14 protein-coding genes and 1 CRISPR repeat array are annotated in these 25,874 nt (G+C 40.1%); of the genes, 12 read left to right on the forward strand and 2 right to left on the reverse strand.

What is annotated here, in order from left to right; all coding sequences use genetic code 11:
• Positions 1–140 precede the first annotated feature (140 nt).
• The 5 genes from AABK37_RS23410 (at position 141) to AABK37_RS23430 (ending at position 5,415) form a co-directional block, all read left to right on the forward strand.
• Positions 141–2,789 (forward strand): DEAD/DEAH box helicase, encoded by a 2,649-nt coding sequence (locus AABK37_RS23410; RefSeq protein WP_432553932.1) that lies wholly within the window; start codon positions 141–143, stop codon positions 2,787–2,789.
• A gap of 229 nt (positions 2,790–3,018) precedes the next feature.
• Positions 3,019–3,405: a hypothetical protein gene (locus AABK37_RS23415; RefSeq protein WP_432553933.1), complete on the forward strand. Its 387-nt coding sequence runs from the start codon at positions 3,019–3,021 to the stop codon at positions 3,403–3,405.
• 109 nt (positions 3,406–3,514) lie between these two features.
• Positions 3,515–3,871 (forward strand): DUF6876 family protein, encoded by a 357-nt coding sequence (locus AABK37_RS23420; RefSeq protein ID WP_432553934.1) that lies wholly within the window; start codon positions 3,515–3,517, stop codon positions 3,869–3,871.
• 203 nt (positions 3,872–4,074) lie between these two features.
• On the forward strand, positions 4,075–5,013 hold the full coding sequence (locus AABK37_RS23425; RefSeq protein WP_432553935.1) for a bifunctional DNA primase/polymerase: 939 nt from the start codon (positions 4,075–4,077) through the stop codon (positions 5,011–5,013).
• A gap of 21 nt (positions 5,014–5,034) precedes the next feature.
• The gene (locus AABK37_RS23430; RefSeq protein WP_432553936.1) at positions 5,035–5,415 is read left to right on the forward strand and encodes a hypothetical protein; all 381 of its coding nucleotides are present in this window, start codon (positions 5,035–5,037) and stop codon (positions 5,413–5,415) included.
• 160 nt (positions 5,416–5,575) lie between these two features.
• Here AABK37_RS23430 and AABK37_RS23435 read toward each other — a convergent pair whose 3' ends face one another.
• Entirely contained in the window at positions 5,576–7,636 is a 2,061-nt protein-coding gene (locus AABK37_RS23435; protein WP_432553937.1) for an AAA family ATPase, read from the reverse strand.
• Positions 7,637–7,843: 207 nt separating this feature from the next.
• Here AABK37_RS23435 and AABK37_RS23440 point away from each other — a divergent pair, with 207 nt between their 5' ends.
• The 7 genes from AABK37_RS23440 (at position 7,844) to AABK37_RS23470 (ending at position 21,781) form a co-directional block, all read left to right on the forward strand.
• Entirely contained in the window at positions 7,844–7,975 is a 132-nt protein-coding gene (locus AABK37_RS23440; protein WP_432553938.1) for a hypothetical protein, read from the forward strand.
• A 207-nt stretch (positions 7,976–8,182) separates the two neighbouring features.
• Entirely contained in the window at positions 8,183–11,200 is a 3,018-nt protein-coding gene (gene cas10, locus AABK37_RS23445; protein WP_432553939.1) for a type III-B CRISPR-associated protein Cas10/Cmr2, read from the forward strand.
• Between the two features lie 343 nt (positions 11,201–11,543).
• Positions 11,544–14,615: direct repeats of the CRISPR family, unit length 35 nt; unit sequence CTTTGGCTTCTTTGAAGTCGAATAAAAATGGAAAC.
• A gap of 186 nt (positions 14,616–14,801) precedes the next feature.
• Positions 14,802–15,956, forward strand: coding sequence for a type III-B CRISPR module-associated Cmr3 family protein (locus tag AABK37_RS23450; RefSeq protein ID WP_432553940.1), 1,155 nt, complete (start codon positions 14,802–14,804; stop codon positions 15,954–15,956).
• Between the two features lie 2 nt (positions 15,957–15,958).
• Positions 15,959–16,810, forward strand: a complete 852-nt coding sequence (cmr4, locus tag AABK37_RS23455; protein ID WP_432553941.1) for a type III-B CRISPR module RAMP protein Cmr4 — start codon at positions 15,959–15,961, stop codon at positions 16,808–16,810.
• Between the two features lie 110 nt (positions 16,811–16,920).
• Positions 16,921–17,433 (forward strand): hypothetical protein, encoded by a 513-nt coding sequence (locus tag AABK37_RS23460; RefSeq protein ID WP_432553942.1) that lies wholly within the window; start codon positions 16,921–16,923, stop codon positions 17,431–17,433.
• A gap of 100 nt (positions 17,434–17,533) precedes the next feature.
• A complete protein-coding gene (locus tag AABK37_RS23465) occupies positions 17,534–19,507 on the forward strand; it encodes an RAMP superfamily CRISPR-associated protein (RefSeq protein ID WP_432553943.1) in 1,974 nt (657 codons plus the stop codon).
• A 141-nt stretch (positions 19,508–19,648) separates the two neighbouring features.
• Positions 19,649–21,781 (forward strand): S1 RNA-binding domain-containing protein, encoded by a 2,133-nt coding sequence (locus AABK37_RS23470; protein WP_432553944.1) that lies wholly within the window; start codon positions 19,649–19,651, stop codon positions 21,779–21,781.
• A gap of 316 nt (positions 21,782–22,097) precedes the next feature.
• Here AABK37_RS23470 and AABK37_RS23475 read toward each other — a convergent pair whose 3' ends face one another.
• Positions 22,098–25,670 carry an NACHT domain-containing protein gene (locus AABK37_RS23475; protein ID WP_432553945.1) on the reverse strand — a complete coding sequence of 1,191 codons (3,573 nt, stop codon included), beginning with the start codon at positions 25,668–25,670 and terminating at the stop codon, positions 22,098–22,100.
• Positions 25,671–25,874: the final 204 nt, after the last annotated feature.

Raw genomic sequence — 25,874 nt, forward strand, 5'->3', positions numbered from 1 at the left:
TCAATCCTAGTCTTGCTGGTTCAATATTTGCTGAATAAAAAGTATCATCTACTACAAAATTTTTTAGCGATCGCCCTGAGGAGAAAACTTTTTGGTTTACTGACTCTCCCACTTACGGCTTTGGTCAAGTGATTGGGGTGTTGGGTTCTCGGCTAGTCGTTGACTTCGAGAAGTTAGCCGAGAATGTGTCTTTCTCCAACTGGCAGAACGCGGTGGAAACTAAAAGCATCGTTAAAGCGCAAGAAGCAACCGCACTCTGGACTAGTCCAGCTTTAGACCTGGAGCAGATTTATCATCCCGCTTTCAAAGATGTTGCAGCAGAGTTAGCAGACAACTTGATAGCGGTGGAAACTACCCCACCCGACGATGGCGAACTGTATTCACTGCCTGATGACCTGCCTGCTGCACTCAGAACTGCACTTTTGGAAATTGGTATCAGCCAAATTTACTCTCATCAACTAGAATCCTTAACAGCACTGCGTTCCGGTAAGGATATCTCCATCCTGACTCCAACCGCTAGCGGCAAGACCTGGTGCTTTAACATTGCCGTTGTTGAGTCGTGCCTCACTGGTGATGCGACTGCATTGTATTTGTACCCGCTTAAGGCGCTGGCAGTTGACCAAATTGGCAAGTTGCGATCGCTCGTTTCCCAACTACCCCAAAACGAACAAATTAAAGTAGGCTTAATGACAGGCGACACCTCAGTTGTAGAACGGCAGCGGCTGTTTAGTCCCACACCGCCCCAGATTTTGGGAGTCAGCCCCGACCTGCTGCACTACCAGCTTTACAATGTACGAAAGAAAGACGAAGGTGAGTCGTTCCGCGAGTTATTGCGGCGGTTGCGCTACGTAGTCATTGACGAATCGCATACTTATGTGGCGACCTTTGGTGCCAATTTCACCAACCTTATGCGACGGCTGCGGGTTGCAGTTGATAGCGTTGGTGGGGATTCAAATTGTTTGCAATGGGTCTTCTCCAGTGCCACAATTGGCAATCCGGCTGAAATGGCACTGCGCTTTTCGGGGCGGGAGACAACACCAGAGCGGTTGCAGTTGATTGAGCGCAGCGGGGCTTTCATTGCAGGACGGACAACTCTGTGTTTGAAGCCCAGCAGCAATGCTAATCCTGATGCTGCCAAAATTATCCTCAAAATGCTCCAAAGGGAACTCACAGGAATTTGTTTCTGCAACAATCGCTCTGCGGTTAAGAGTTTGTTGAGCATAATCAAGCAAGAAGCCCGCAAACTGGAGTGTTCGCATCTTGCTGATGGAGTGGCTATCTTCTACGGCTCATTGCGAAGCGATCGCCGCAGTGACATTATCCAGCAGTTGCAGTCAGGTAAAATTCGGTGGATTCTGAGTACGTCGGCTCTTGAAGCGGGACTAGATTTACCCGAACTCGATTGCTGTTTGGTGCGCGGCTGGCCTGGAAGTTTAATGTCATTCAGGCAGCGAATCGGTCGCGCTGGTCGGCGAAATCCTGGGCTAGTCATCTTCCTGCCAGTAGCTCAAAGTTCCCTGGATAACTATTACAGTGGCAATCCCGACGTATTACTGCACTCAATAGCTGAAAGCGCTAGTTTCAATCCCGATTATCCCATACTGTTGGGCAAGCACCTGATGGCATCTGCTGTGGAAAGCGGCATTCCCATCGCTATGCTAACTCATTACTTCGGGGAACGAGCGCCTGCTGTGGCTGATGCCCTCATGAACCAGAATCAACTGTTTCTCAGCCGAAACGGACAACTTTGGGGACGGGGCTATCCTCACAAGGAAATCAATTTGCGAGGAAACGCAATGACGAGTGTCAAGTTGATTGACAACGGCACTGGCGAGGACTTTGAAGAAATGTCTCTTGACATGGCTTTTCGAGAAGTATTTCCCGGTGCTATCTACAGCGCTCAGAATACGGAAGGTGAGATTGCCAAATACAAATCGACCGCGCTGGATGTTAGCCAACGAATAGCAATTTTAAACCCTATAAATTCTAAAAGCAACACTTTCACCATAGCTGAGACTGACCTGGATATCAAGATGCTCGAACCGCTGGCAGACCCCAAAACAGTCGCGCTTTCTATCCACAAAGGTGAGTTAAAACTAACTCTGGGCTGGGGTGAAATTACATCATCGGTGACTGGCTACAAACTATGCGTTAAACAGTACGAACTAACTTGCACTTCTTCGGGATGCCGCAATTATCACCGTCCCGTTTCTGGCAAGTCATGTATGCATTGCGGTTCTAGCCTTAAGAATGTCGAACTCGTAACCGTCATTGATGAAGTAGCGTTTGAGAAGCCCTACTACACCCAGTACAAAACACCCATAGTGAAGGTAGAAATCAACGACGCAATTAAACAGCTAATTTCAACCCAGGTCGGACAAATCAAGGAACAAGTTCTTCGTTCTAACTGCCAAAGCATTCCGTCTGCCTATGCTGCATTATGGGAAGCTGCTGCTGATTCTATCGCCCTCCACAGCATGGGTCATCAAATGATATTTGCTGTGCCGCTCGTCATCCTCAGTTCCAGCCTCGATTTAAACTACATCGTTGTTGAGGAAGGCGAAACCGTGGGCTATTTCTACGATGCGGTAGATGGAGGAAATGGCTGTAGTGAAGCGATATTCCATCAGTTTCAGAAGTTTGCTCATAGTGCTGCATCGCTCTCAAAAGCTTGTAGTTGTGAAGCTGGCTGTCCCAAATGCTTGCACTTGCATAGCTGTCCGCAAGGCAACTCGGCGCTCAACAAAACCGTCGGGCTGACGCTGCTGGAGGCGATCGCTTCCGACTAATACGCAAGGTGCGTTCTGTCAGGTAATTTACGCGCGTGGGGTTGTTGATTGCCAACACTATTTGTTCCTTGTTTGAATGCAACTTGGTAGAAACCGAGTGCAAGTATTCTCACACTACCCGTTTTTCTACCCATAACGACATGAGCCGAAATTTTGGCTCGTGTTGTTTTTTTGGGGTTAGGCTCACGCCTTAAGGCAAATGAAATGTATCAATTACCCCAAAGGTTCAATGGCTAAGACAAAAGATATGTCTCTAGAAAACCGAGTCAATATAGTGGCAGAAAAGTTGATTGCAGCTTCACGCAAAGCTATTCAATCAGCAACGCCAGTTGAGGCACTGGCAGTTTGGAAATTCATCAAAACTCAACAGTTAGGGCGCATCCCCGGACTGACTTCGGATCAGGTACAAAGCTTGGTAGAAACTCAGGCTAAAGAGTTAGGTGCTGATTGCATTGTGGCAACTTCAACATCTAATAAGACGCCTGAAGCTGTTGTAGAAACTAACTCTCCTGACACTGGCTCATTACCAACATCACCAGCAGATTCCAATGTAGAAGGCACTGGTGGTGCTAACGGAAGCAAAGCAAAAACCACAATCGTTAGTAAGTCTAAATAAATCTTTCAGTTACCCCAACTTTCAAAAACAACTTTTCCGCATTTTTACGGGAGAGTTGTTTTTTGTCGTGGCTCATGGCATTTCATCCCAACTTTATTTAATATTGAAAATGACACTAAAGCAAACAGACCTCGACCAGTTCACAAGTTCAGAATCACTATACAAACATTCACTAGGGCTGCTTTATACCTGCGGAATAAGGTATCTAGCTACTGCTGGTAACGCCTACTGGCTAATCGACGCCATTGCTTCTTATCAAACTAATAAGTTGCTTGCATTACCTAACTTACAGGATTTCCAAATTTGGCGGTTGGTTGTAAATGATAACAAATCTGCCACATTAACTTGTGAACAAGATACAGATTCGGAAATCTTACGGCAGGAGATTGAGTACACCGATTTTCCATTGCCTTGCATCAAACTTTATCTGGTTGAAAAGGTGTTGATGCTGCCCTCGGAATATTAGCTTTTGTGTGACATGAAACGCATAGTAAAACGCTTTCTCAAATTATTGAAAGAGGCTGAATAACTTGAGGAGCTAGCACTTGAAACAGCGTCTGAAGATGGAGCCGAAATATACAGTTCCATGTTAATAATTACAGCAACCATGAGGCGATGTGCCAAAAAGTTAGAAAAACAGCCACCTTCAACCAATGACTAAAAAGAGTGATGCAACAACTTTATAAAGAACTAAGCTCACTCCCTCCTGACTGGGGGTTAGTTCCTGTCTCAGGGAAACAACCCCTTGGAGGAAAGGGCTGGAATAAGCGCCCCTATACTCCAGCGCAACTTCACCAGTGGTTTGCCAATGGTCATCACTGCACCGGATTTGGCTTGCTGACTGGCACGGCTATTGAGTCAGGGCGCAATTATCTGCTGGCACTCGACCAAGATGGCGCAGCCGCAGCCGAAGTGCTGCTCGTACTGGCACAAGAAAACCCTCTGCCCGATACAGTCGCTTTCACGTCCGGGCGACCTGGGCGTTGTCAGCGGTTGTTCAAGGTGTCAGCCGATATAGCCCCTTCACTCTACTCTCGCAAGCTGGACATGGGGCTGGAATTGCGGTTTAAAGGATTGATGTCCGTCCTGCCGCCATCAATTCACCCCATCACCCACAAACCTTACCGCTGGTTAAAAAATTGCAGTCCCAGTTCTAGAGCGATCGCCTTTGCTCCAGATTGGTTGATACAGCTGATGGTCAAAAAGCAACCATTACGCCGTGCGCCAATCACGAGGCATCCCGCTCATGTGACGCAGCTAGCAGGGGACGCTACATACCGTCACATTGCAGCATTGCTGTCGCGGCTTCATCCCCACCGTGCCGACGACTACCACGACTGGATTCGCGTAGGAATGGCACTCTACTCTTACTCAAGTGCGCTGTTGCCTTTGTGGTCAGATTGGAGCCGACAGTCGAGCAAGTATAAGCCGGGAGAGTGCGCTTACAAGTGGTCAACTTTCAACCCCACTAGGATTAGTATCAGAACGCTTTACTATCTAGCTGAAGTCGATTCACCCATGCGTTACACACCTAAAAAAAGTTCCCCACAACACTCAGTAATGCGTCTTGGTTTTTCTCAAGAATCGCTGACGCTCATGAAAAAGTGAAATTAATTTGGTTCTACTACTATGGCACCTCGTAAATCCACTACCGCCGCTATTCAGTCCATCGATACCTCCGCTCTCGGTGAATATAACACATCTGACTACTGCGAAAAGCAGTATGCCACGGTGTACTACGCTTTGCGCGAGTTGCAGGGATTGTCGGTGAAGCGCTCTTTAGGGGATTCCTTCTCTTGGGATGAACTCAAAGAACGGTTTACTGAAGTCTTCGGCACTGTTGAAGAACGGCGCTATTCCCTTGAGCAGTTGTTGGAATATGCAGGGCGCAAGTTCGGTAAGTCCCTGCAAGACTTACAGGAAATCAACGACCGTTCTTGGGCGCGACGCAAGGCTCGTTCCCAGCAGCAGAACAACGTTGTAGAACTTCCAAACACTGCCGAGTTTTAATCAACCTATGTAGTTCCTATTTTTTACTGGAACTACATAAGTTTTTACTTGTGTCAGGTCGCGTTTTAATTGACTAATATTATAAAAACTATACCCGCTTCTATGATAAATCTTGCAACACTATAGCGAAGCCACATGTTAAAATATAAATGGTATTAGTTTATAAATTACTATAAACATGACTAATCGCATCGCCAATTACTTTAACTTGTTTGACAAGAGCTTGCGGCTGCATAACTTTAATATTACCTCCAAATCCAACAATCCAACGTCGCAAATCTACATCTTCTACAGACCATGATGGTAGAATTACTTGAAAACGATGAGGAAATTGAGAGTCACCAGTCTGCGGTAATGCAAACATTTTTTTATCAGCTTGTTGTGATACACCAAACCGTTTCGACATTTTAATTTTCTCAGGAGGAAAGCGTTTAGTACCTTCACTAATAAATCTAAAGATAATATCATTGCACCAGATTTCTAGTAATATTTCTACCGAGCTACGTTGTTTATTATCTAAATATTTTTTTTGCTCTTCAATGCGATTACCGATAAATAAGCTATAACTCGCTTTATAGAGAGTTTCTAAACGCAAAAGTGCCTGTTTTTGCTTTTCAAAACTGCGCGTTTCATTGAGTTTTTGGCGGATAAAAATGCGGTCGAGACGCTCGAATTTAAACAATCCAGCATTTTCACCATCTTTACATTCGTAGCCAAGATACCAACCGATATTATAAAACACAATTTGTAATGGCAGGACTTGAAATGATTCATTGGCATGGGGATTGTCAACGTGACTACCTGCGCCTAAAAAACGGTCTAACAGCAACACACGCCCTGATATAATAGCGTCAGTAATTTCATCTAGCTTTTTATAAGCGGTATAATCAGGTAAAGTATTAATATCAACAATGGGTTGAGAAGCGATCGCTCGCACAGCATAAGTGTTACCAAAATGCTCCAAGTTGACTAATTGACTCAGTTCCAGCTTTTTCTCAAAGGCTTCATAGGTTGAAAACGCTATGGGGTCATCTAATTCATGTACGTGGGAACGTAAAACATTAAACACTTCGGCTAGTTCATGTTTTGCTAAAATAGCAGTACCAAGGAAATAAGCGCGTTTCATCGCTGTGTTGGGTAGAATTTTGTAAGGGTGTAAAACTCTTTCAATATCTTTGCGAAGTTGAGATTGTGAGATACCGTAGATATGTAATTGTAAATTTTCATAAAATGTTTCTTGACTTTTTGCACCTTCCTCATAACGAAAACAAGGATAATGCACCATGCAACGGATAATTTTTAATAAGCGGACAAATAAATCAATGTCCGAGTAAGTATGAGCATTAAATTGGCTAATATCCCCCGTATAGTCTGAAACTTCAATATCTTTTTCTAATCCTGACTCGCCAATAATGCCATTTTTTTCCAGCCATCCTAAATCCTTCGCTAGTGCTTCTGAGTTTGCATAAATCGGATGATATTGACGTGCCATTAATGCAGATAACTCAAAGAGTGAATCTGTAACCGATGTCGTATTCCCAGTTAACTTTTGTAAAAACTCTGGATGGGTAACGTGTAATAAACCTGCTCCCGGATATTTGAGCAAGAGTGCTATTAAATGCATCAATCGCTCAAAATCGAGTAGTTGACAATACTGATGTAATATTTTACCTTGATTGCGATTATGGCGATTAGTAATAGCACGGGGAAGTTTTTGAATTTGCATTTGAATTTTTTCCAAGTCAAATTCACCATTAACCATTGGAATTTCCGTAACTTGAGCAAAATCCTCGGCTTTAATTGGTTCAAACTGTTTTAGTAAATCAGCGTAACTGGCGATAATTTTTTCATCCACTTGTCGTTGCCGTTGCTGATTTCTTCGGTAACATTCCTCTAAGGGTGTTTTCAAGTACCATGCCATGCAAATTTTGACACCAACGCTGGCAAACTTTTGTAACGTATCCATTCGCCAAGCACGTTTGACGTTAGTTGCATCGTATATAACCGAACGTCCAGATGTAATAGCTGTTTTTACCTTAGTCAGCAACTCTTCCTCAACTAATTTCCAGTTTCCTTGAACTTGTTCTGAGCCAAACAATTCAGCACGGATATCGTCAGTGGAAACAATTACAGTGTTAGAATCTTTTTTTACCCATTTCTGAGCTAAGGTAGATTTTCCGGAACCAGGAATACCGATTAAAAAGTGACAAATAGCAGTCATTTAAATAAATATTTATTTCACAGTAAGTTTATCCTACGGTTTTAATCTGCTATTTGCCCAACTATTTGTGCGAACGACGAAAGAAGTAATACTAAGTTGCATTCAAAGATAGTAACCTAGGCTTGGGGAGATGGGGAGATGGGGAGAATATAGAATCGAATTCTCCCCACCACCCCACCTTTTTGAGAAGGGAGAAAACTATAACATATGAGCTATATAGAGAATATAGAATCGAATTCTCCCCACCACCCCACCATCCCACCACCCCATCGCTCTTCAGTGTTACGTTTGACCGCAACTTGGTATTACTTCTTTCGTCGTTCGCACGAAAAGTTATAAGTATAGATTTTAATCATGCTAAGTTCTTAAAACATCAGCCTTCGCGGAACACTCAACGTAACCAAAACTTAATCAAAATTTCTTAAACCTAAAGAAAGTCAGTAAGTATTATTTGTTTTTATTTATCACTGTGTTATCACTAGAACAAATAAATACTTGATACTTTGCATCAAAAAATACATTTATAACCACCAAAACTAGGTTAATATGTCTAAACTTCCTCAGCGCAAGTTGTATGCTCTACTTAGAAATTCTACAGGCAGTACGGGTAGTGAGATATGTCAGCACTTAGAATTTTTGCAACTTAACGAGCTAAACCAGTGGTGGCAAGAAAAAGGATATAAAGCTGATGCTGTGGGTAGTTCTTCGGATCGCGTGAATCTGTATTCATGTACAATATCTGGAAATGAAATAGGGTTAAGACACACGATTAGCGGTGAACCGCGAACTATACCAACCGCAATCCAGCCATCACCAGAGGAACTCGCAACAAAAATTAAACAAGCTTTTGAGCGCATTCGTAATGCAGAGAAACCAGAAGAAGATATGATGAGATTATTCTGGTGGTGTTGGCGATTTTATCCGCAATTGCTAGCGCGGCAATCATCAGAATCAGAAACCGCGTTGCTTACTCCTGCTCACCGCATCATCCCTGACTGTCCTCAACATAGTTACAATAGTACCGTCTCGGCTTTAGTTGGGGCAATGTTTCCCGAAAATTGGCAAAAAGATGATTCGCATCAACATCCTTATTTACTAATATTTACTTTCTCCCCAGTGCAGGAGTTTATTAAATCCTCGCGCAAATTCTTAGATTTTTGGGGAGGTTCCTATTTACTTCACTACTTGAGTGCGATACTTTGTTGGCATGTTGCAGAAATTTATGGACCTGATGCGGTAATTACTCCTTCATTATGGAGTCAGGAAATTATCGATGCATTGATGGTAAAGCATTACCCAGAGTTTAAAGAAGAGTTTAAAGAATATGAGGGTAATGACCCCGTGACTAAATTTTGGGATAATCAAGCTCAAAGTTTGTGTACAGCTGGGTTTCCTAATATTATTACAGTTGTAGTACCCAGTAAAGAGAAAGCTGTTGTACTGGGTAAAGAGTTAGAAAAAAGGCTGAAAAACCATTGGTATGAAATCAGCGACAAAGTTCGCAAGCATGTTAAGGAGACTGTAATTAAGTTATTTCGAGAAGGAAATAAGGTAGAAGAAGATAAACTAGAGCAAGTATGGAACCAAATTAAGGATGAATTCAAGAGCAGAGATGAGCTAAATCCTTATAAAATAGAGTTAAAACAGTTTGGTGAACCGGGATGTTGGGAATTTAATAAACTTTGGGATGCTCAAATCAATCATACTTGGGAAAGCTATTTTGTTGCTGTTCCTTTGGGTAGTCCGGAGGGAGATTTAGAAGTTGCTATAAATCCTTGGAATCAAGATAATCAGAAATGGGTAAACTTGCAAAAACAAATAGCGCAACCCCGCACGGAAATACCCGCACCAGCAGAACAACAAGTTTATGATACGCTTAATGTTGGTTCTTGGTGGGGTAGCTGTCAAGCGCGGTTGGGTGGTGCAATTCAAGCAATAAAAAATACTCGTGGGTGGCAAATACCTGTTGCACCTGGGGAACGTTCTACCCTCTCAGGTCAGTATAGCGCGTTGCATCCCCGTTTGCTTTACCAAAATTTTCAAGATGGGTTGGGTTTACCTACAGACTCGTTGCGCTTATTTTGGAGAGTGATGTCTATTGCTTATCCTGGTGTTTTTAATGGTTCGGAGAAACTGAACGCTATCGAGTTAACTAAGCGTTTGGCTTGGAAACATGGGGGAGTTGCTGAAAATTTAGGAATTAAGTTTAATCAAGAAAGCGATGATAATTATGAAGGATTAATTCGCTTTCCTAATCTTTGTTCCATCGCTTCCGCACATTTCGCAACTCACTACCCTCAACGCATCAAAGATTATTGGTCAGAATTGAGGAGAGAAATTTATACTGAGTTAAATTTACACCATGACAAATTCTGTTCGCGTACCCGTCGTCCTTTCCAAGTTCGCCGTGCTGATGCTGCTTTAAGTAAGTTATCAGACTATGGTAATGGTTACAACGGTGTGATGTTCTCTAGCAAGTGGCTAGCGGATGACATGAGTTTGAATGCATCGGAAACGTCTGCGTTGCGTACAGTTGTTGATAAAGTTCAAAAAAGGCACTTTGGGGACAGCAGTCCTGCGGATTGGTGGGTGTTGGTGTTGGGAGATGGGGATGGAATGGGAGGTTATGTTTCGGGAAGTAAGCTGAAGTTTTATGAAGATTATATTATCTCAGATTTGGTTGACCAAAGTCAGATTGATAACTCGAATTGGGATGACTTACTGAAGAAAACTAAAAAACGGATGGGTCCTGCTACTCATGTTGGACTCAATCGAGCGTTACTGGATTTTTCTAATCGCTTAGTGCCTTATATTACAGAGCAACGTTTTTGCGGCAGGGTGATTTACAGCGGTGGGGATGATGTGATGGCTGCATTATCACTGGCTGATTTACCAGGTTTTTTGCGTTCTTTGCGGGCTGCGTGGTGCGGTGCAAATGACCCATTAAATGAGTTTAGCAGTAATGGGGGGTATTGGAAGTGGAAAGATAAGGAAACGATTCCAGCAGATATTCCAGCGCGATCGCTCTTTACTATGGGCAAAGAAGCTACGATGAGTTTGGGTATTGTTGTCGCTCACAAAAGTGTTCCTTTGCCTACGGTGTTGGAAAATATTTGGCAGGCAGAAAAGGAACGGGCTAAGAAGTTATTAAATAAAGATGGGTTGTGCTTTCGGGTAATTTACGGTTCTGGTAATACTCTGGAAGCTTTGATGAAGGGTGATTTACTCGAAGATTGGTGGAGGTTTATTCAGGTTTACCAAGAAGTTGATTTAAGTCCGTTACTTTATCGACTAGCTGATGAACTTCCACGTCATGCAGATATTACTAAGGATAATCGGTTGTTTGGGAAGGTTGCAAAAGTGGTAATATTAAGTCGGGATGAGCAGATACCTTCATCTGTAGAAGTTGCGTTGATCAACTGGCTTGATGCTTGGGAACAATGGGCGTATAGTGCAAGGGAACAGGCTCTAATATCTAAAGAAAAAGCTTTGGGTGCTAATCCGGAGGATATAGGGATGTTACTACGTTTTAGTGCTTTTTGGGTATCGGCACAACAAAGGTAAAAAGTGAGCCAGCGCGGTCTTGGGGGTTTCCCGCATGAGCGACTGGCGAACTCCGTTCGCGTTAGCGTCTCCCTTTGGGAGAAGGAGTAGAAAGGTAAAGGATAAAAAAAATAGAAGGAAAATGTAATTTATTTTATTCTTTTGATTTACTTTATGTGGGATAGATACAACGGCTGAAACCCTGATTCTCTCGTTCTATCCCACAATTCGCTCTCTGGGTAAGGATTTGAAGCGCTGAGTGGAGGGGTTTATTGAGAGTTATTTGCAATTATTTCAGTCAAAATTTGCATCCCACAAAAAAGTGCTGTAGGATTACTTCAGGGCAAGGCTTTTAAGCGGTAGCCTTTGGCTTCTTTGAAGTCGAATAAAAATGGAAACAGATGAGGAAGGGGAAAATACACTTGTATTTTGTCTTTGGCTTCTTTGAAGTCGAATAAAAATGGAAACTTTAACCCACCGCCAATAAAGGGAACAGTTGCACCAAAGAACTTTGGCTTCTTTGAAGTCGAATAAAAATGGAAACCTTTACTGATTGATTAGTGCCAGTGCGGAAAGCATCACTTTGGCTTCTTTGAAGTCGAATAAAAATGGAAACATTGCAGCTCCGCCTCCAACATTGGCAGAATTTCCACCGCTTTGGCTTCTTTGAAGTCGAATAAAAATGGAAACATTATTGCTCCACCTCCGATATTAGCTGAATTTCCACTGTCTTTGGCTTCTTTGAAGTCGAATAAAAATGGAAACTCACTAAATTTGTGCTTGACTTGGTAACCGTTTTTTCTTTGGCTTCTTTGAAGTCGAATAAAAATGGAAACTTTTCCAGGTTGGACTAAGGAAGCATTACTGCCTTCTAACTTTGGCTTCTTTGAAGTCGAATAAAAATGGAAACTTTTTTCTCAACTCTCTGATCTGCTAAAGTAACAACTTTGGCTTCTTTGAAGTCGAATAAAAATGGAAACAGCTGAATCACTGTTTGCTTAATTGCTGGTTGTTGACTTTGGCTTCTTTGAAGTCGAATAAAAATGGAAACAGCGTTGATATTTACCTGTGGGGTACCTGCAAAGCACGACTTTGGCTTCTTTGAAGTCGAATAAAAATGGAAACCTGACTTTCAACGACTTCTTGTTGAGATTCAATCACCTCTGCTTTGGCTTCTTTGAAGTCGAATAAAAATGGAAACGGCGGATTACTCGACGTACAGGAGTAGTGGTACGACGGCTTTGGCTTCTTTGAAGTCGAATAAAAATGGAAACAATCTGAAAACCGCGAGCTTTGGCACTATTCAATACTTTGGCTTCTTTGAAGTCGAATAAAAATGGAAACATCCAAAACCAGTTCTCTCATTTCTTGATTATCAGCTTTGGCTTCTTTGAAGTCGAATAAAAATGGAAAGCTGTTCAGCTCTTTTCTTGGGGAACTGAACCGATGTCTTTGGCTTCTTTGAAGTCGAATAAAAATGGAAAGACTATTGCAGGATGGACAAACTATTACCTTGTAGTTAAATCTTTGGCTTCTTTGAAGTCGAATAAAAATGGAAAGTTCAAAAACTTTGTTGCACTTGGATCGTTACCAACTTGCTTTGGCTTCTTTGAAGTCGAATAAAAATGGAAAGGTTGTAAATAGATATTTACCCCCTGAAATTGCCCCTCTTTGGCTTCTTTGAAGTCGAATAAAAATGGAAACTTGCGTCTTCTCTTTCTCGGCAATAATTCCATTAGAACTTTGGCTTCTTTGAAGTCGAATAAAAATGGAAACCGTCCACACTTACTACCACAATAATTTTCTGATTAGAGCTTTGGCTTCTTTGAAGTCGAATAAAAATGGAAACTTTGATTTTCTTGTAACCTCTTTGAGTATAATTTTCTTTGGCTTCTTTGAAGTCGAATAAAAATGGAAACATTGATCAAGTCATTATCTGCCTCGTCAATTGTTCTCTTTGGCTTCTTTGAAGTCGAATAAAAATGGAAACTATTCAACACAGGAATTTCCATCAAGTCGCCATAACACTTTGGCTTCTTTGAAGTCGAATAAAAATGGAAACCAATATCAGTGAAACGCCTTGAGTAGGGATAAAACTCCTTTGGCTTCTTTGAAGTCGAATAAAAATGGAAACGAAATGGAAAGTAGCTAGAAAATCCTTAAAACATTGCTTTGGCTTCTTTGAAGTCGAATAAAAATGGAAACTTCCACCAATCCAGGAACCAAATTTTATGGTTCCATAGCTTTGGCTTCTTTGAAGTCGAATAAAAATGGAAACCTCCTGTGATTTTCGTCTTAACCTTACGTTTAGAAAAATCTTTGGCTTCTTTGAAGTCGAATAAAAATGGAAACTTAAGATTCAGAGATTTACTTGTAGCTGTGAAACGCTTTGGCTTCTTTGAAGTCGAATAAAAATGGAAACTCAATAATTTTGTTCCCCTCCTTAGCAGCATTCATTCTTTGGCTTCTTTGAAGTCGAATAAAAATGGAAACTCTCTGTGGCAAGAAGAGTAGAGTTAGCGCAAGAAACTTTGGCTTCTTTGAAGTCGAATAAAAATGGAAACTACAGCTCTTGGCTGTGTCCTATTTTAAGTGTTTTATACTTTGGCTTCTTTGAAGTCGAATAAAAATGGAAACAACCTTGAATTTGCGTCTTTACAGGATCGTAATTATCCGCTGGAAGCTTTGGCTTCTTTGAAGTCGAATAAAAATGGAAACTGAAATGGTTTTACCATGTAGTGCTTTGCGTATCTTCTTTGGCTTCTTTGAAGTCGAATAAAAATGGAAACGGGGAAGCCCTGTCGATCATGGTGTCCTGGTGGCAGGCTTTGGCTTCTTTGAAGTCGAATAAAAATGGAAACTCTGGAAGAATAGTTGGAGCATTACCGAAAACAGAACTTTGGCTTCTTTGAAGTCGAATAAAAATGGAAACTGGATCACCTCCTTTTATTTGGCTTCATTAGTAAGTGGCTTTGGCTTCTTTGAAGTCGAATAAAAATGGAAACTAAAACCGAAGATCCTTTAATCCTGGCTCTTCTTGCTTTGGCTTCTTTGAAGTCGAATAAAAATGGAAACCTTGTGCTGCAGAAACATTGTGCGAGTTTTGGTCAAGTCTTTGGCTTCTTTGAAGTCGAATAAAAATGGAAACCTGTAGCAGAGTTAAGCAATGTGGTTTTTTCGTCATTCTTTGGCTTCTTTGAAGTCGAATAAAAATGGAAACTTTACTAAATCGGAATCAGAATAACCTAAAACAACATGCTTTGGCTTCTTTGAAGTCGAATAAAAATGGAAACAAACAATAAAGTATATAAAGACTAAAATATAAAAAACTTTGGCTTCTTTGAAGTCGAATAAAAATGGAAACAAGGGTTGCAGCATTATCATTCTGGTAACTTTTTGTGCTTTGGCTTCTTTGAAGTCGAATAAAAATAGAAAGCAACCTCAATGATTTGAGATTGTGACTTCTGTATAACAGTCCTAAATCATTTGAAAAGACAATATCCCCAACTTCTTAAATAAGTCGGGGATATGAAACTTGAATAAATTGCGGAGAATTGCTGTATATTTCAAACATGCAAAAGCTCAATAATCTAAAATTATCAATTTTCCATCCAAAATCGATATGAAATGGTACGCAATTGAACCACTGGACATTCTTTTATTCCGCGAAGCCAAACCCTTTTCACCCGGAGAAGGTGCTTGGGCAAAAGGATTATTTCCGCCAATGCCTATTACAGTATTTCAAGCTCTACGCTCACTTACGAAAGTAGAAGAGGCTAGCAATAAAACCCGAAAGTTAGAATTTTGTGGAATATTTTTACTGCAACAAGAACCGCAAAAAGAGCCGATTCTTTGGCTACCAACACCCAAAGATTTACTTTGTGTCAAAACTGTAAATACTAAGCAACAACCAGAAGATGAGAAAATTGAAATATCAAAAACTTGGCAAAGACTTGTTTGTTTGCAACCTTTAAACATAGATAATCCAGGATGGAAATCACTAGGATTTGACCCAGATTACTTTCCTGAAAATGGGTTATCACCAATGATTCCTCCGGAAGCTTCCGAGACAGAGGAAATTAGTAATAACATAAATACTCGCGGTAAACAGGAATTTATTAGTGGTCGTCCGGAACCTTGGATAAAAGCTTCTGCTTTAATTCGCTATCTCCAAGGAGAAAGTTTAACCGATCCAGAGGATTTTCATGAAGATCCCTGGAGTATGCAAGTATTACCGCATATTCAAATTCAGTCGGGAACTCGTCAGGTGAAATCCGAAGACGGTTACTTTACTGAAGTTGCAGTCCGCTTGCACAAACACTGGAAACTCGTAGCGGGAATCAACACAACTTTAGAAAAAACCACCGTCCGTTTGGGTGGTGAAGGACACCGCGCTTTAGTTTATCCCCTCGATAGCCTCCCAGGTTGGGACGAGATGCAAAACTTTATGAAACCATCCCCGGAAAGGAAAAAAGCCTACCTCCTTACCCCCGGACTAGCGCAGGTAAAATCTGAAGCTTTAGTTTACGGTGTTTTTCCGGACAGTTGGCGATCGCTTCTTGCTGGTTGCGTTTGCGATCGTCCCTTACTTTGGGGTGGGAAATCAGTTTTTTCCAAGACACCAATGTTACCGCAACGGGCATTTATCCCACCAGGCACAGTGTATCGGTTTCAACAGTCTACTAACGATATTACCAGCGTTTTACCTGTTGAGGGTGGTAAATGGTTGCAAACGCTACAAAGTTTAAACTACGGAACATTACTGTGGAGTAAATGAATATGAATACACATTTATCTTATATGTACCTGCTGTCACCATTACACACAGGAGGTACAAGTCAAGAAGGAAACTTAGTAGGTATTGCGCGGGAATCTCATTCTGATTTACCTCACTTGTCTGCAAGCGGAATTCGCGGTAGATTGCGAGCTAGTACCCCAGACAGCAAAGAAAACAATCAACAAAAAAGATTGTGGGGTAATACAATCGAAGATGTACAAAAAAACGGTGATAGTAATTTAACCCAAGGTGCCCTTTGGATAGGTGATGCGGCGATTCTCTGGTTTCCTGTTCCTTCCTTAAGTCATGGTATTGTGTGGATTAGTTCACCCTTTTTACTGCGGCGCTGGCTCAGGTTGTACAATCAGTCACTAGCCAAACCCTTATCTCCACCTTCAGTTAATAGCTTTAGTAAAGGTAAAGTCAAACTATACCTTAAAGATGCGATTTTTCAATCATCAGAATTAACAGAGTGGTCTAACTGGAAAGATTACATTCCTAAAGGAAACTTAGTTGCAGACACTATCGATAAAGCTCTCATTCTCTCAGATGAAGATTGCCAAGTGTTAATTCAAACGTGTTTATGGCGACAAGTACGGGTAAACTTGGGTGAAGGTAAAGTTTTGGCAGATAATGCAGGCTTCCGCTACGACGAAGCTATACCGCCAGAAACTTTGATGTTTTTCCCTTGGGGAAGTACAACTTCTGCTAATGGTACAGCGAATGTGGCTTGTAGTGATTTACAAACTATACTCAGTAGCCAAAATATTTGGCAGTTTGGCGGACAGGAAAGCTTGGGACGAGGGTTAGTTGAACTGTGGACATCAGAATTAAAGTTAAAAGTTAAAAGTTAAAAGGTAAAAGAAAAAAGAAAAGTGTAAGGAGGTAGACATAATTAAAAGTTAAAAGGTAAAAGGAAGAAGAAAAGCGTAATCTTTTCCAACATTAGCAAGGAGAAAAATAGATGTTGACTTACGATCCGCGAAAAATTTCTGTAGCTGTTTATCAAAATCTACAAAAAGTCAAAGATAAAACTTCTAAGAAAGAAGAACACGATAAACAGAAAAGTCAAGCTGTAGAACTTTATACTTATGTCGCTACTTGGGGGTTACTGCGACTTGCGGGTGAAGAACCAGCTTTGAGTAACGAACCTCAAAAACAAGCTGTCGTTAAGTGTTTTTTCGAGACATTGGAAGAATTAGCCTTTTCAGAAGTTAAACCTAGTAATCCCGAAGTTAAACCGAATAATCTCAATCAACCTAATAAACCGAATAAACCGAATAGTCTGAATAAACCCTCAGTTGGAAGTTCCAAAATTGAGAAACTTACGAAAATGAGTGCTTCAGAATATTTAGGATTAACAGGATTTGCGTTGCAGGTAGCGCGGGAATTCTCATTTTGGGCGGAAGCGTTATATCCTAAACAGTCGAATGGAACAAGAAACCAAACCAATTTAATTACAAATACACATCTTTGATAATGAATGTAGAGACGCGACCGATCGCGTCTCTACAAAAGTTTCAGGCTACGCATATTTAATTTATGGAGATGTCTAATACACATTAGGAAAAACCAGCATGGTCAACAATATACCAAACCAAAATCCTATTCCAACTAATCCTTGGTTAGATCACCCTTTACATCGCTCTCCCAATCCTACAGAAGAGGCTAGTTTTGTTGAATATCTGCGTTGGATGAGAATTAGACGAGAAAATTCTAATGACAATCAACAGATTAATCTCGTCAACAACGGTGAAGTATTACAATTGCTGGATAAGTTACTTAGTAACAACGATTATAGCGATCGCCTGAAAAAACTGACCCAACGCACGCAAACACTAGCAAATGTTTGCTTTCAAGCCAAAGCAACTTGGCGAATTCGTGTTGGTGGGATGAAGGGACCAGAGTCAATGTTACTACCAGCTTTTGATGCTTTGGGTATGCCATATATACCTAGCACAACTTTAAAAGGGATAGCACGGGAAATGGCTGAACGCGATTTGAAGGCTAAACCGGAAAAAATTGAAGAAATTTTCGGCGATTTAGAACCCGCTACTTGTATTAGACAAATTTTTGGTGATTTGGAACCAACTGCTTACATGGGACAGGTGGTTTTTCTTGATGCTTATCCATTACCGTTTGCAGAAACAAAAGGAAAGGACGAAAGCGAAGGGTTAGTACCGGATATGGCAAATTCGATTTGGACATGGGATAAAAATGGCACTCCCCAGTACAAGACTAACCCTAACATTTTTCTATCTCTGCGTAAGCCAACATTTGTGATTGGTTTGCGTTATGAATTCCTCACGCAAAGACGCGTAGACGCAAAGGTAGAAACAACAGTTGATACGTCAACTCAGCAATCCCAAAAAAATATTAAAATGCTGGACTTGGTGCAAAGATGGCTTATTAATGGACTTGCTCAGGGAATCGGGTCAAGGGTTAATAGTGGATATGGTGTGTTAGAAAAGGTCTTAGAAAAAGCTGAACCACAGACTCAACAATACCAACCGGAAAAAGAGAAAGTGATTTTGGAAGTTGGATTTCAACTGCGGGGACAGATGATTCATGGTAGACAGAACTTTAATGCTTGGGAAAGAAAAAAAGAGAAACCTGAGCAAAGAGGAACAAATAAACCTGAGTGGAAATCACCGGGAATTGCTCAACCAGAAGTCCGTCCACCAGCTTTTCGCTCGATGTTGCGTTATTGGTTTAGAACATTAGCGTTGGGAGTGTTGGATGCAGATATAGTGCGCGATCGCGAGTTAACAATCTTTGGTGGTATTGAACCGCAAGCCAAGATGGGAATGTTTCAACTAGAAATTCCCGATGGTAAGGTGATACGCGATAATGCTAAAAATAATCAAGAAGATTTTGGGTTAGCGACTGGAAATTTAATTTTACGCCAGTCGCACCTCATGAAACAATTGCCCAAAGACCAGCGCACAGCCTTAAAGAACCTTTTAGGAAGTTTGACTTGGCTGATGTTTTATCTTGGGGGTGTGGGTCAGGGAGCCAGAAGACCGTGTTATTCTCGACAGGATAGAAAATTTGCACCTTGGTGGCGTGGGTCGAGTGTTAAGTTAATAAGCAACGAGAAATACTGGGAGTGTCCACCTCAGCTTGAAACTTTGCAAAAGGTTTTCTGCATTCGTTTAGATACTTTCTATACAAATTTATCATTATTTACTGGGCTGTCTTGTGACCCACAGAACCCGAAAGAAGCTGCTAAGAGCGGTAATTGGGCAGAAGCGATTGACAGTAATTGCCGGATTATCTGTGTTAAAGGAAACATGGAAAACAAGAAACCTCCAGCTTTAGCGTTATTGCATCGGGAAGCAACAAGGGAAGGAAATGGTTACGATCGCCAATTGTGTGGTTCTATGAATGAGCGATCGCCTATTTGGATTGCTCGTGTTGGCGATCGTTTTGATGTCGTTACTATCTTTGGAGTAACTAACCGTCTTCGCGAACGATATTTTCAGTTGCTAACCAAACCAGAACTTCCTATTACAGAATATCAAGAAATTTGGGTTACTCCTCAAACTTAAACCAATGTAAGCATTATGTAGGGTCGATGTTTCGTCGTTCGCAGCAAAATATCGACCTGCAAATTAAATGCTTGTAGGATAAATATAACTTGGTTTCTCTCTCAAGCTTATTTAAATCAACTTAGAAATAGGAAAAATAATATGGGAATCTTAATTGCTAACATTGGCACATCAGACTTAGCAATTAAAGTTGAAGTTAATGGCAAACAATATTATCTACCTATCGATCCACTTAATGAACCCAATCAAGATAAATCTGGATTAACATCTAAAGAACTAAGCATGTGGGAAAAACCCCATCATTATTTTCGAGAAAGTGGATTATATGCAGAATTAGGTTTTTCTCCAGAAGTGCAACCGAGTAGCCGAGAACTTACAGAAAAATTACTAGAATTTTACAAAAATAATTCTGAATATTGGCATCCCCGGATATTTCCACCTCGCATTTGGGGAGTAGTAGAACAAGCAATCAGTATGGGAATTAACCAAGCATATATATTTGTTACTAATCAAACAATTGAACAGATAAGGCCCGAGGTGCGTGACAAAGATACAGTACATCTGTATGAAATTTTAAAATCATGGTTTCAACAAAAATTACCAAATTTTACTTTAATTTCTGAACCTATTGATGAAAATATACCTTTAAATGATGCTGATTTATTGTTCAAAGTTTATTTCAACTTCTTTAACAGACTTCGCAGAGAAGAGGAGCAATCACAGCAACAGCAAAAACATCCTCAACTGGGTGATACATTATTAGGTAAAATTGTAGACTTTGACAAACTAAATCAAGGTATTTTCGTTGAAATTCATAGTGGAAAAAGAGGTTTTATTCATATCTCTAATATTTCCCATGAACTTATAAATCCCGATCAAGTTAGAAATATTTTTAAACTGGGTGATTCCATCTGTGTTGAATTGATTAAACGCGAGGGAAGTAAACTGAAATTTTCTACCAAAGAATTAGAAGATGACCCTGGAGAAATGCTGCGTAATCCCAAAGCTGTTTACGAACGAATCAAGCCGAAAATGACGCTAGATTCACAATCTAATCCTCGCACGCAACTAGAGGAAGAACTGATGTTAATTAGCGTCAAAGGAGGAACAAATCAAATGAAAACTGCGCTACAACTTCAGGGTATTTCGGTTTCTGCTGTGAAGCGATTGCTGTTTGTTAATCCAAAACTTGCGATTCCTAATGTATTTGCAGGATTACCCTCTAACTGTGAGTTAGAGTCTTATTGGCGATATATGCGTACTCAGAAATATCAGACAGTCAGACTGTTGCTAGAACGTTGGGATTTTGATGGTGCAATTCAAATTCTCCAAAATTGGCAAGATTATCTGGAATATTTGATTAATCAAGGAATAATTGATAAAAAACAAATAGAGAAAAGTAGCAATATAAGTAAGTTTGTAATTACTGCTTTAGATTTTGCTCGTGGTAGCTTAAATTTAGATTTTCAAACTGCAAAAAATATTGCACAGACAGGGATAAAAACTGCAAAACTTCACTTAGAGTTGAATCAAGATAGTTTTCCACAATTATTCCAAAAACTCGATACTATTGCGGAAGAATACAAATACTCTCAATATCGCTTACTTAATTTGTATACGCAAAATCGAATTTACTGGAAACTTAACGAAATTGCTAGTTTTTTATCACATATTTCTTCTTTATACGAAGAAGTTTTACGAGAGTTAATTCTTAAATGGGTGGGTACATCACATTATTTATTTAAAGACAAGTTTGATATTGATGTTCCCAGACTAAAAACAACAAACAAAGAAGTTTGGAATATTTTTGCAGATTTGGAAAGAAAAGGTAATCCAAGTTTTAAATATTGGGAAAAATCATCTACATATAAATATCGTTTAACTAGTCGTTATAGCAAGCGTAATTTTGCAGAAGCATTAACTCAAGTTCGTAACAATGCTAATGATTTGCAAGCTTGGAATTCTCTATGTAATGCATTAAAGCAGTTAGACTATTGGTCTGACAAGCGAAATGAGCTAATTCACAGTGCTAAAGGTTTTTCTAAACAGTTAATGCAGGAACTACAGGTAAGTCATATTCCAAAACCTCATGAATCGAAAGCTTGTTTACCTGATGATATTTTGGATGTGATGGCTGCAATTATGAAAAATAACTTGGTAGACTTAAAAACGGTTTATCGTAACAATTTTTTAGGTGAAGATGCACAATATTATATCTACTCTACTGTCAGGGAATGGGTAATTAAACAGCTAGTTGATGATGGATTGCAGTAACAACCAGGACTTACGCAACTGGCACACCCCTGCCTCTGGTACAAGAGTCAACAGTCAAGGGTCAAGGGGAGCTAGCGCGGTCTTGGGGGTCTCCCCCATGAGCGACTAGCGTTGAAAAATCAAGATTTTTTGGAATGCGTGACTTTTGACTCTTGACAGCCTAAACGAAAAAAATATGACACTTGCGTAAGTTTTAACAACTTAAAAGCAAAAGAAAAAAGGGCGTTGCATATTTCCGGAATGAGAAATACAATAGACCTCTTGTAAAAGTCCTTCTTTTCATCTTCTTCTTTGCGTCTTTGCGCTTTTTACTTGATTAAACTTCCCGTTCTCTGAGAATATGATTTTTAACGTCCTCTGAAAAGCGCTCATCATTCAACATTTCATCTAATAGCGGCGAGTTTTTACCTTGACATTGCACTATTCCTGCAACTATAATCCGTTGATTTATCAATGGTATAATCATATCTTTTTTCACTAAATCTTCTTGTATAATTGGAGTGAAAAATTCTTGGTTTACTCTTCCCAATCTTGCTAAGAGGGCAATTATATTAACATAATTGACAGTTTTGGTCAAGCTTGATGTAATTATAAGTTGGCGCGTACAGTCACATAAATCAGTATATAAATTTGCATCTTCTATATTAACAAAGTATTTGAGAATGCTAAAAGAAATATTGGCGATCGCACCTTCTAAATAAACTTCTTTGCGTTCGTTAATAAAACGTTTAATTAAAGTAAATACCGATTTAGCCACGTTTAAGGGAATATATCTCTGATAATCTACCCATAAACCGATAATTTGCCACCAAGGTTGGATTATTTCGATTGCATTTTCGCTTTCTAGAGATTGATAAAGTGTGAGAAACTCTACTTCAGAGAGCATCCAGCCTGCATCAATGTTATATTTTAAAATAAACATCGTTTTCTGACGTACACCCATAAACTTACTATGACTGATAACTGGAAGTAAGTCTGCAAACTGTATGTAGTTACCGTTGTGACTTGAGTCTAAAACAGTTTGGATTGCTGCAAGTGCAACATCGCGAACTTTATCACAACATAATTGCAGTAATTTGAGTAATGCCTCTTGACTGTTAGTATCCTCCAAATTTTGGCGATAGAGTTTAATTAATGCAAGTCGTGATTCGGGATGATTTGATGTATTTTCTAAATATCTCTCTAACTGTGGAGGAATATAGTTAATATTTTTGATATATTTATTAATTTCTGATTGATTAAGACACAATACTTTATTTTCTAATATTTGCCAAAATAATTCTTCTGTAGTTGCAGAATTAATTGATATAACATTTAACATTCCAATCGATAATTTGAGATTTAAATCTGTTATTGGTAGAATCCATTGTGCTAGTTTATCATATGCTTCATCGTTTAATTCGTCTTTGCTTTTAGCTAGTTCACTGACTAATTGAAATAAGCTAGGATAACGGTTAGCAGGAATATCTATAATTGAAAAACTAAGTAATAGCCTGATAACTTCGTTTGCACCTCCACTTTTTATTGCTTGCAGTACGACAACCTGATAAGAATGCAAATATTGTTTATCTTCATTAGTCACTGTTATTTGCAGAAGTTTAGTAATTAAGATTTGTAATAACTCTGTATCACCTACAGCTTGTTCTCCTATAACTGTAGCAATAATACCTCCCCAATCTGCTTGTAAATGTGTATGTATTGCTGACAACCAACTATTCCCAAAAACCGAGTCTCCTGATGTAATTAAATTGGGTAATACCTGGTGAAAAAATATAATTGCGTTATCTCTTTCTTTGTGTAATTCGCGTACTGGTTGGCTGATAATGTGTAAAATAAATTCCCGCTGTATGATAAATGGAACAGTTGGATGGGAATGTAGTTGAACTACTTGCGAACGAGTTTTACTACTTAAATTAAAATATTGTTTTCGCAAGGCTTGACAAACATCAGCATCAATCCCACCTCCAAACGTTTTGGGAACTTGAGCATAACTGCTAATCAATTGTGCAAAAATAGAACTATGAAGTTCCACTCCGTCTTTAGATTTAACGGAAGGACGTTGTTCAATCGCTTTTAAAGCTTGATCAATTTTTTCTCCTGGGTTAACTTTGAAGCGAGAAAGCATTTCTCCCGCAGTTAATGCAGCTTGGTTAGTTAATCTTAGACTGCATTTTGTTAGTAATTCTAAAATCACAATCCAAGCATTTTCTATATGACGGTTAGTTGCAGACTTACTCGCAATTAATAAAGTATCCTGGTAAGAATCACCTAATTCCCAAGCTATAGGTAAAATTTGATGTAAAATCTGCGATGCTTCTGCTGCTTGATGGGAGACAGACGCTAAAGCAATTGTCCGAAAGGGTAAAATAGCTTTTTGATCGAAGTTATTCGCAAGGTGATAAAATTCTTCTAGATTAACCAGATTCAATAATTGTCGCAGTACTGACCAAATATAATGTTTGGCGTAGGGATTTTCAGATGTACTTAATAACTGCAATAACTCATTCTTTGCTGCTTCACCTTTTGGGGTAGAATCTATCCAACGTGCGATCGCATACTCTAAAAACGTTTGGTGGAAGAATCCAATTCGTTCTCCACCTATATCTGCCAAAACTCCATCGCTTTTCAGTTCGGAGTATGCTTGAAATTGGGTTTCGTCAAGTTCCAACTGACTTTCAAAAACAAAATCGCGCAGACGTTCACCGCTATTATTATACATTATCTGCGCTAATTTGAAGCATAAATTGCGCTTTGCCATTCCTATTCGTCGTGCATCGGTGTGATGTTTGCGACCTTGGGCGATGCGAAAATGCCAAAATTTTTCGTAGAGTTGGCTAACAGTTAAATCTTCCGGGACATTTTCATCTTTAGCAAATAAGTCGCACAACAGCGCTAAAAGTAAAGGATTGTGGGTGATTTCTGCCAGCGACTGACTATTAGCAGACAAATTAATGATTTTTGCTGCAAAATCTTCCCCACCCTCCGGACTATCTATCCCCAAACTTTGCACGAAAGCAGTAGTAGCTGCACGGACTTCGTTAGTATCAAACTTGTTAACAAAATGCCGTTCAATACTCTCGAAAAAACCTGCAAAACTTTCCGGATAAGGTGTAAAAAAATCTTGGTAATCGTGGTCGCGACAAGTAAAAACAATTGTCACACCAACTTCTAACAATTGAAAAAACAATCGTCGCAGCACTGGTACTAGCTTTGATTCCAGTACTAAATCTAGGGTATCAATTAAGAGTACACCGCGACCGTGAATTTCAGTTAGTAAAGTGGCAATTTCGACGATAGATTTTTTGCTTCCGCTAACTTTCTCACCAACTTCCAGAGGAAAATTTTCTAATGACTCAATAAAGTCGTTACAACGTGCAAGTGCTACCCAACCTTTATTAGATGAAGTAAATTCCGATTCCAACTCATCGTAAATACTGCCCAGCAGCGTGCTTTTTCCGTAACCAGCAGCACCCAAAATCGGAATAACGCGGCGTTGTCCTTCCACACCACGTCGAATTACCGTCATGCATTTTTCTAATAAAGCTTCGCGGCGAATCCGGGGTAAGATGTATGGGTCAAGCGCTGTTCTGGTATCTTGAGAATTACGTTGTATCGCTGCAAGTTCGGGTGATATCTCTTCTTCTCCCCTACTCTCCTCCTCATCAACAAGAAATGGTGCAGCGATATCTTGCCAGTCTAAATCTAGTCTTTCACAAATCTCTAAAAATAGATTGCGGTCAATGGGTTTACCGTTAAAGAACTTACTGACGGTAGCCCAGGATGCGATCGCAAACTCGTAAGCCAAAGCCTTTTGAGTTAGCTTTTGGCGCTTTAGAGCAACTCTAGCACGTTTGATGCCCTCCAATGATGCGACAAGCGATCGCTTCATAACAAGTTAAAAGTCAAAACAATTAATATCAGTATATTGTCATTTATTAGCTAGGGGAAGCCACACTATTTATCCGCATCCTCTATCTAAATAGGTTGTTAAAACTTATACCAATTCTCTATCAGAATGAGCCTAAGAGTGCCCGCGTAGGCAGGCTTCGTTCTTGTAGCCCCAGGCTAAAGCGTGCGCTTGGCGCAAGCCGAA

It is taken from the genome of Tolypothrix sp. VBCCA 56010 (assembly GCF_050875635.1).
GTDB lineage: Bacteria > Cyanobacteriota > Cyanobacteriia > Cyanobacteriales > Nostocaceae > Hassallia.

Bases quoted from the DNA above. Each gene is read 5' to 3' on its own strand.
- AABK37_RS23415 (WP_432553933.1), top strand. From the start codon at position 3,019: ATGGCTAAGACAAAAGATATGTCTCTAGAAAACCGAGTCAATATAGTG.
- AABK37_RS23420 (WP_432553934.1), top strand. From the start codon at position 3,515: ATGACACTAAAGCAAACAGACCTCGACCAGTTCACAAGTTCAGAATCA.
- AABK37_RS23425 (WP_432553935.1), top strand. From the start codon at position 4,075: ATGCAACAACTTTATAAAGAACTAAGCTCACTCCCTCCTGACTGGGGG.
- AABK37_RS23430 (WP_432553936.1), top strand. From the start codon at position 5,035: ATGGCACCTCGTAAATCCACTACCGCCGCTATTCAGTCCATCGATACC.
- AABK37_RS23435 (WP_432553937.1), bottom strand. From the start codon at position 7,636: ATGACTGCTATTTGTCACTTTTTAATCGGTATTCCTGGTTCCGGAAAA.
- AABK37_RS23440 (WP_432553938.1), top strand. From the start codon at position 7,844: ATGAGCTATATAGAGAATATAGAATCGAATTCTCCCCACCACCCCACC.
- cas10 (WP_432553939.1), top strand. From the start codon at position 8,183: ATGTCTAAACTTCCTCAGCGCAAGTTGTATGCTCTACTTAGAAATTCT.
- AABK37_RS23450 (WP_432553940.1), top strand. From the start codon at position 14,802: ATGAAATGGTACGCAATTGAACCACTGGACATTCTTTTATTCCGCGAA.
- cmr4 (WP_432553941.1), top strand. From the start codon at position 15,959: ATGAATACACATTTATCTTATATGTACCTGCTGTCACCATTACACACA.
- AABK37_RS23460 (WP_432553942.1), top strand. From the start codon at position 16,921: ATGTTGACTTACGATCCGCGAAAAATTTCTGTAGCTGTTTATCAAAAT.
- AABK37_RS23465 (WP_432553943.1), top strand. From the start codon at position 17,534: ATGGTCAACAATATACCAAACCAAAATCCTATTCCAACTAATCCTTGG.
- AABK37_RS23470 (WP_432553944.1), top strand. From the start codon at position 19,649: ATGGGAATCTTAATTGCTAACATTGGCACATCAGACTTAGCAATTAAA.
- AABK37_RS23475 (WP_432553945.1), bottom strand. From the start codon at position 25,670: ATGAAGCGATCGCTTGTCGCATCATTGGAGGGCATCAAACGTGCTAGA.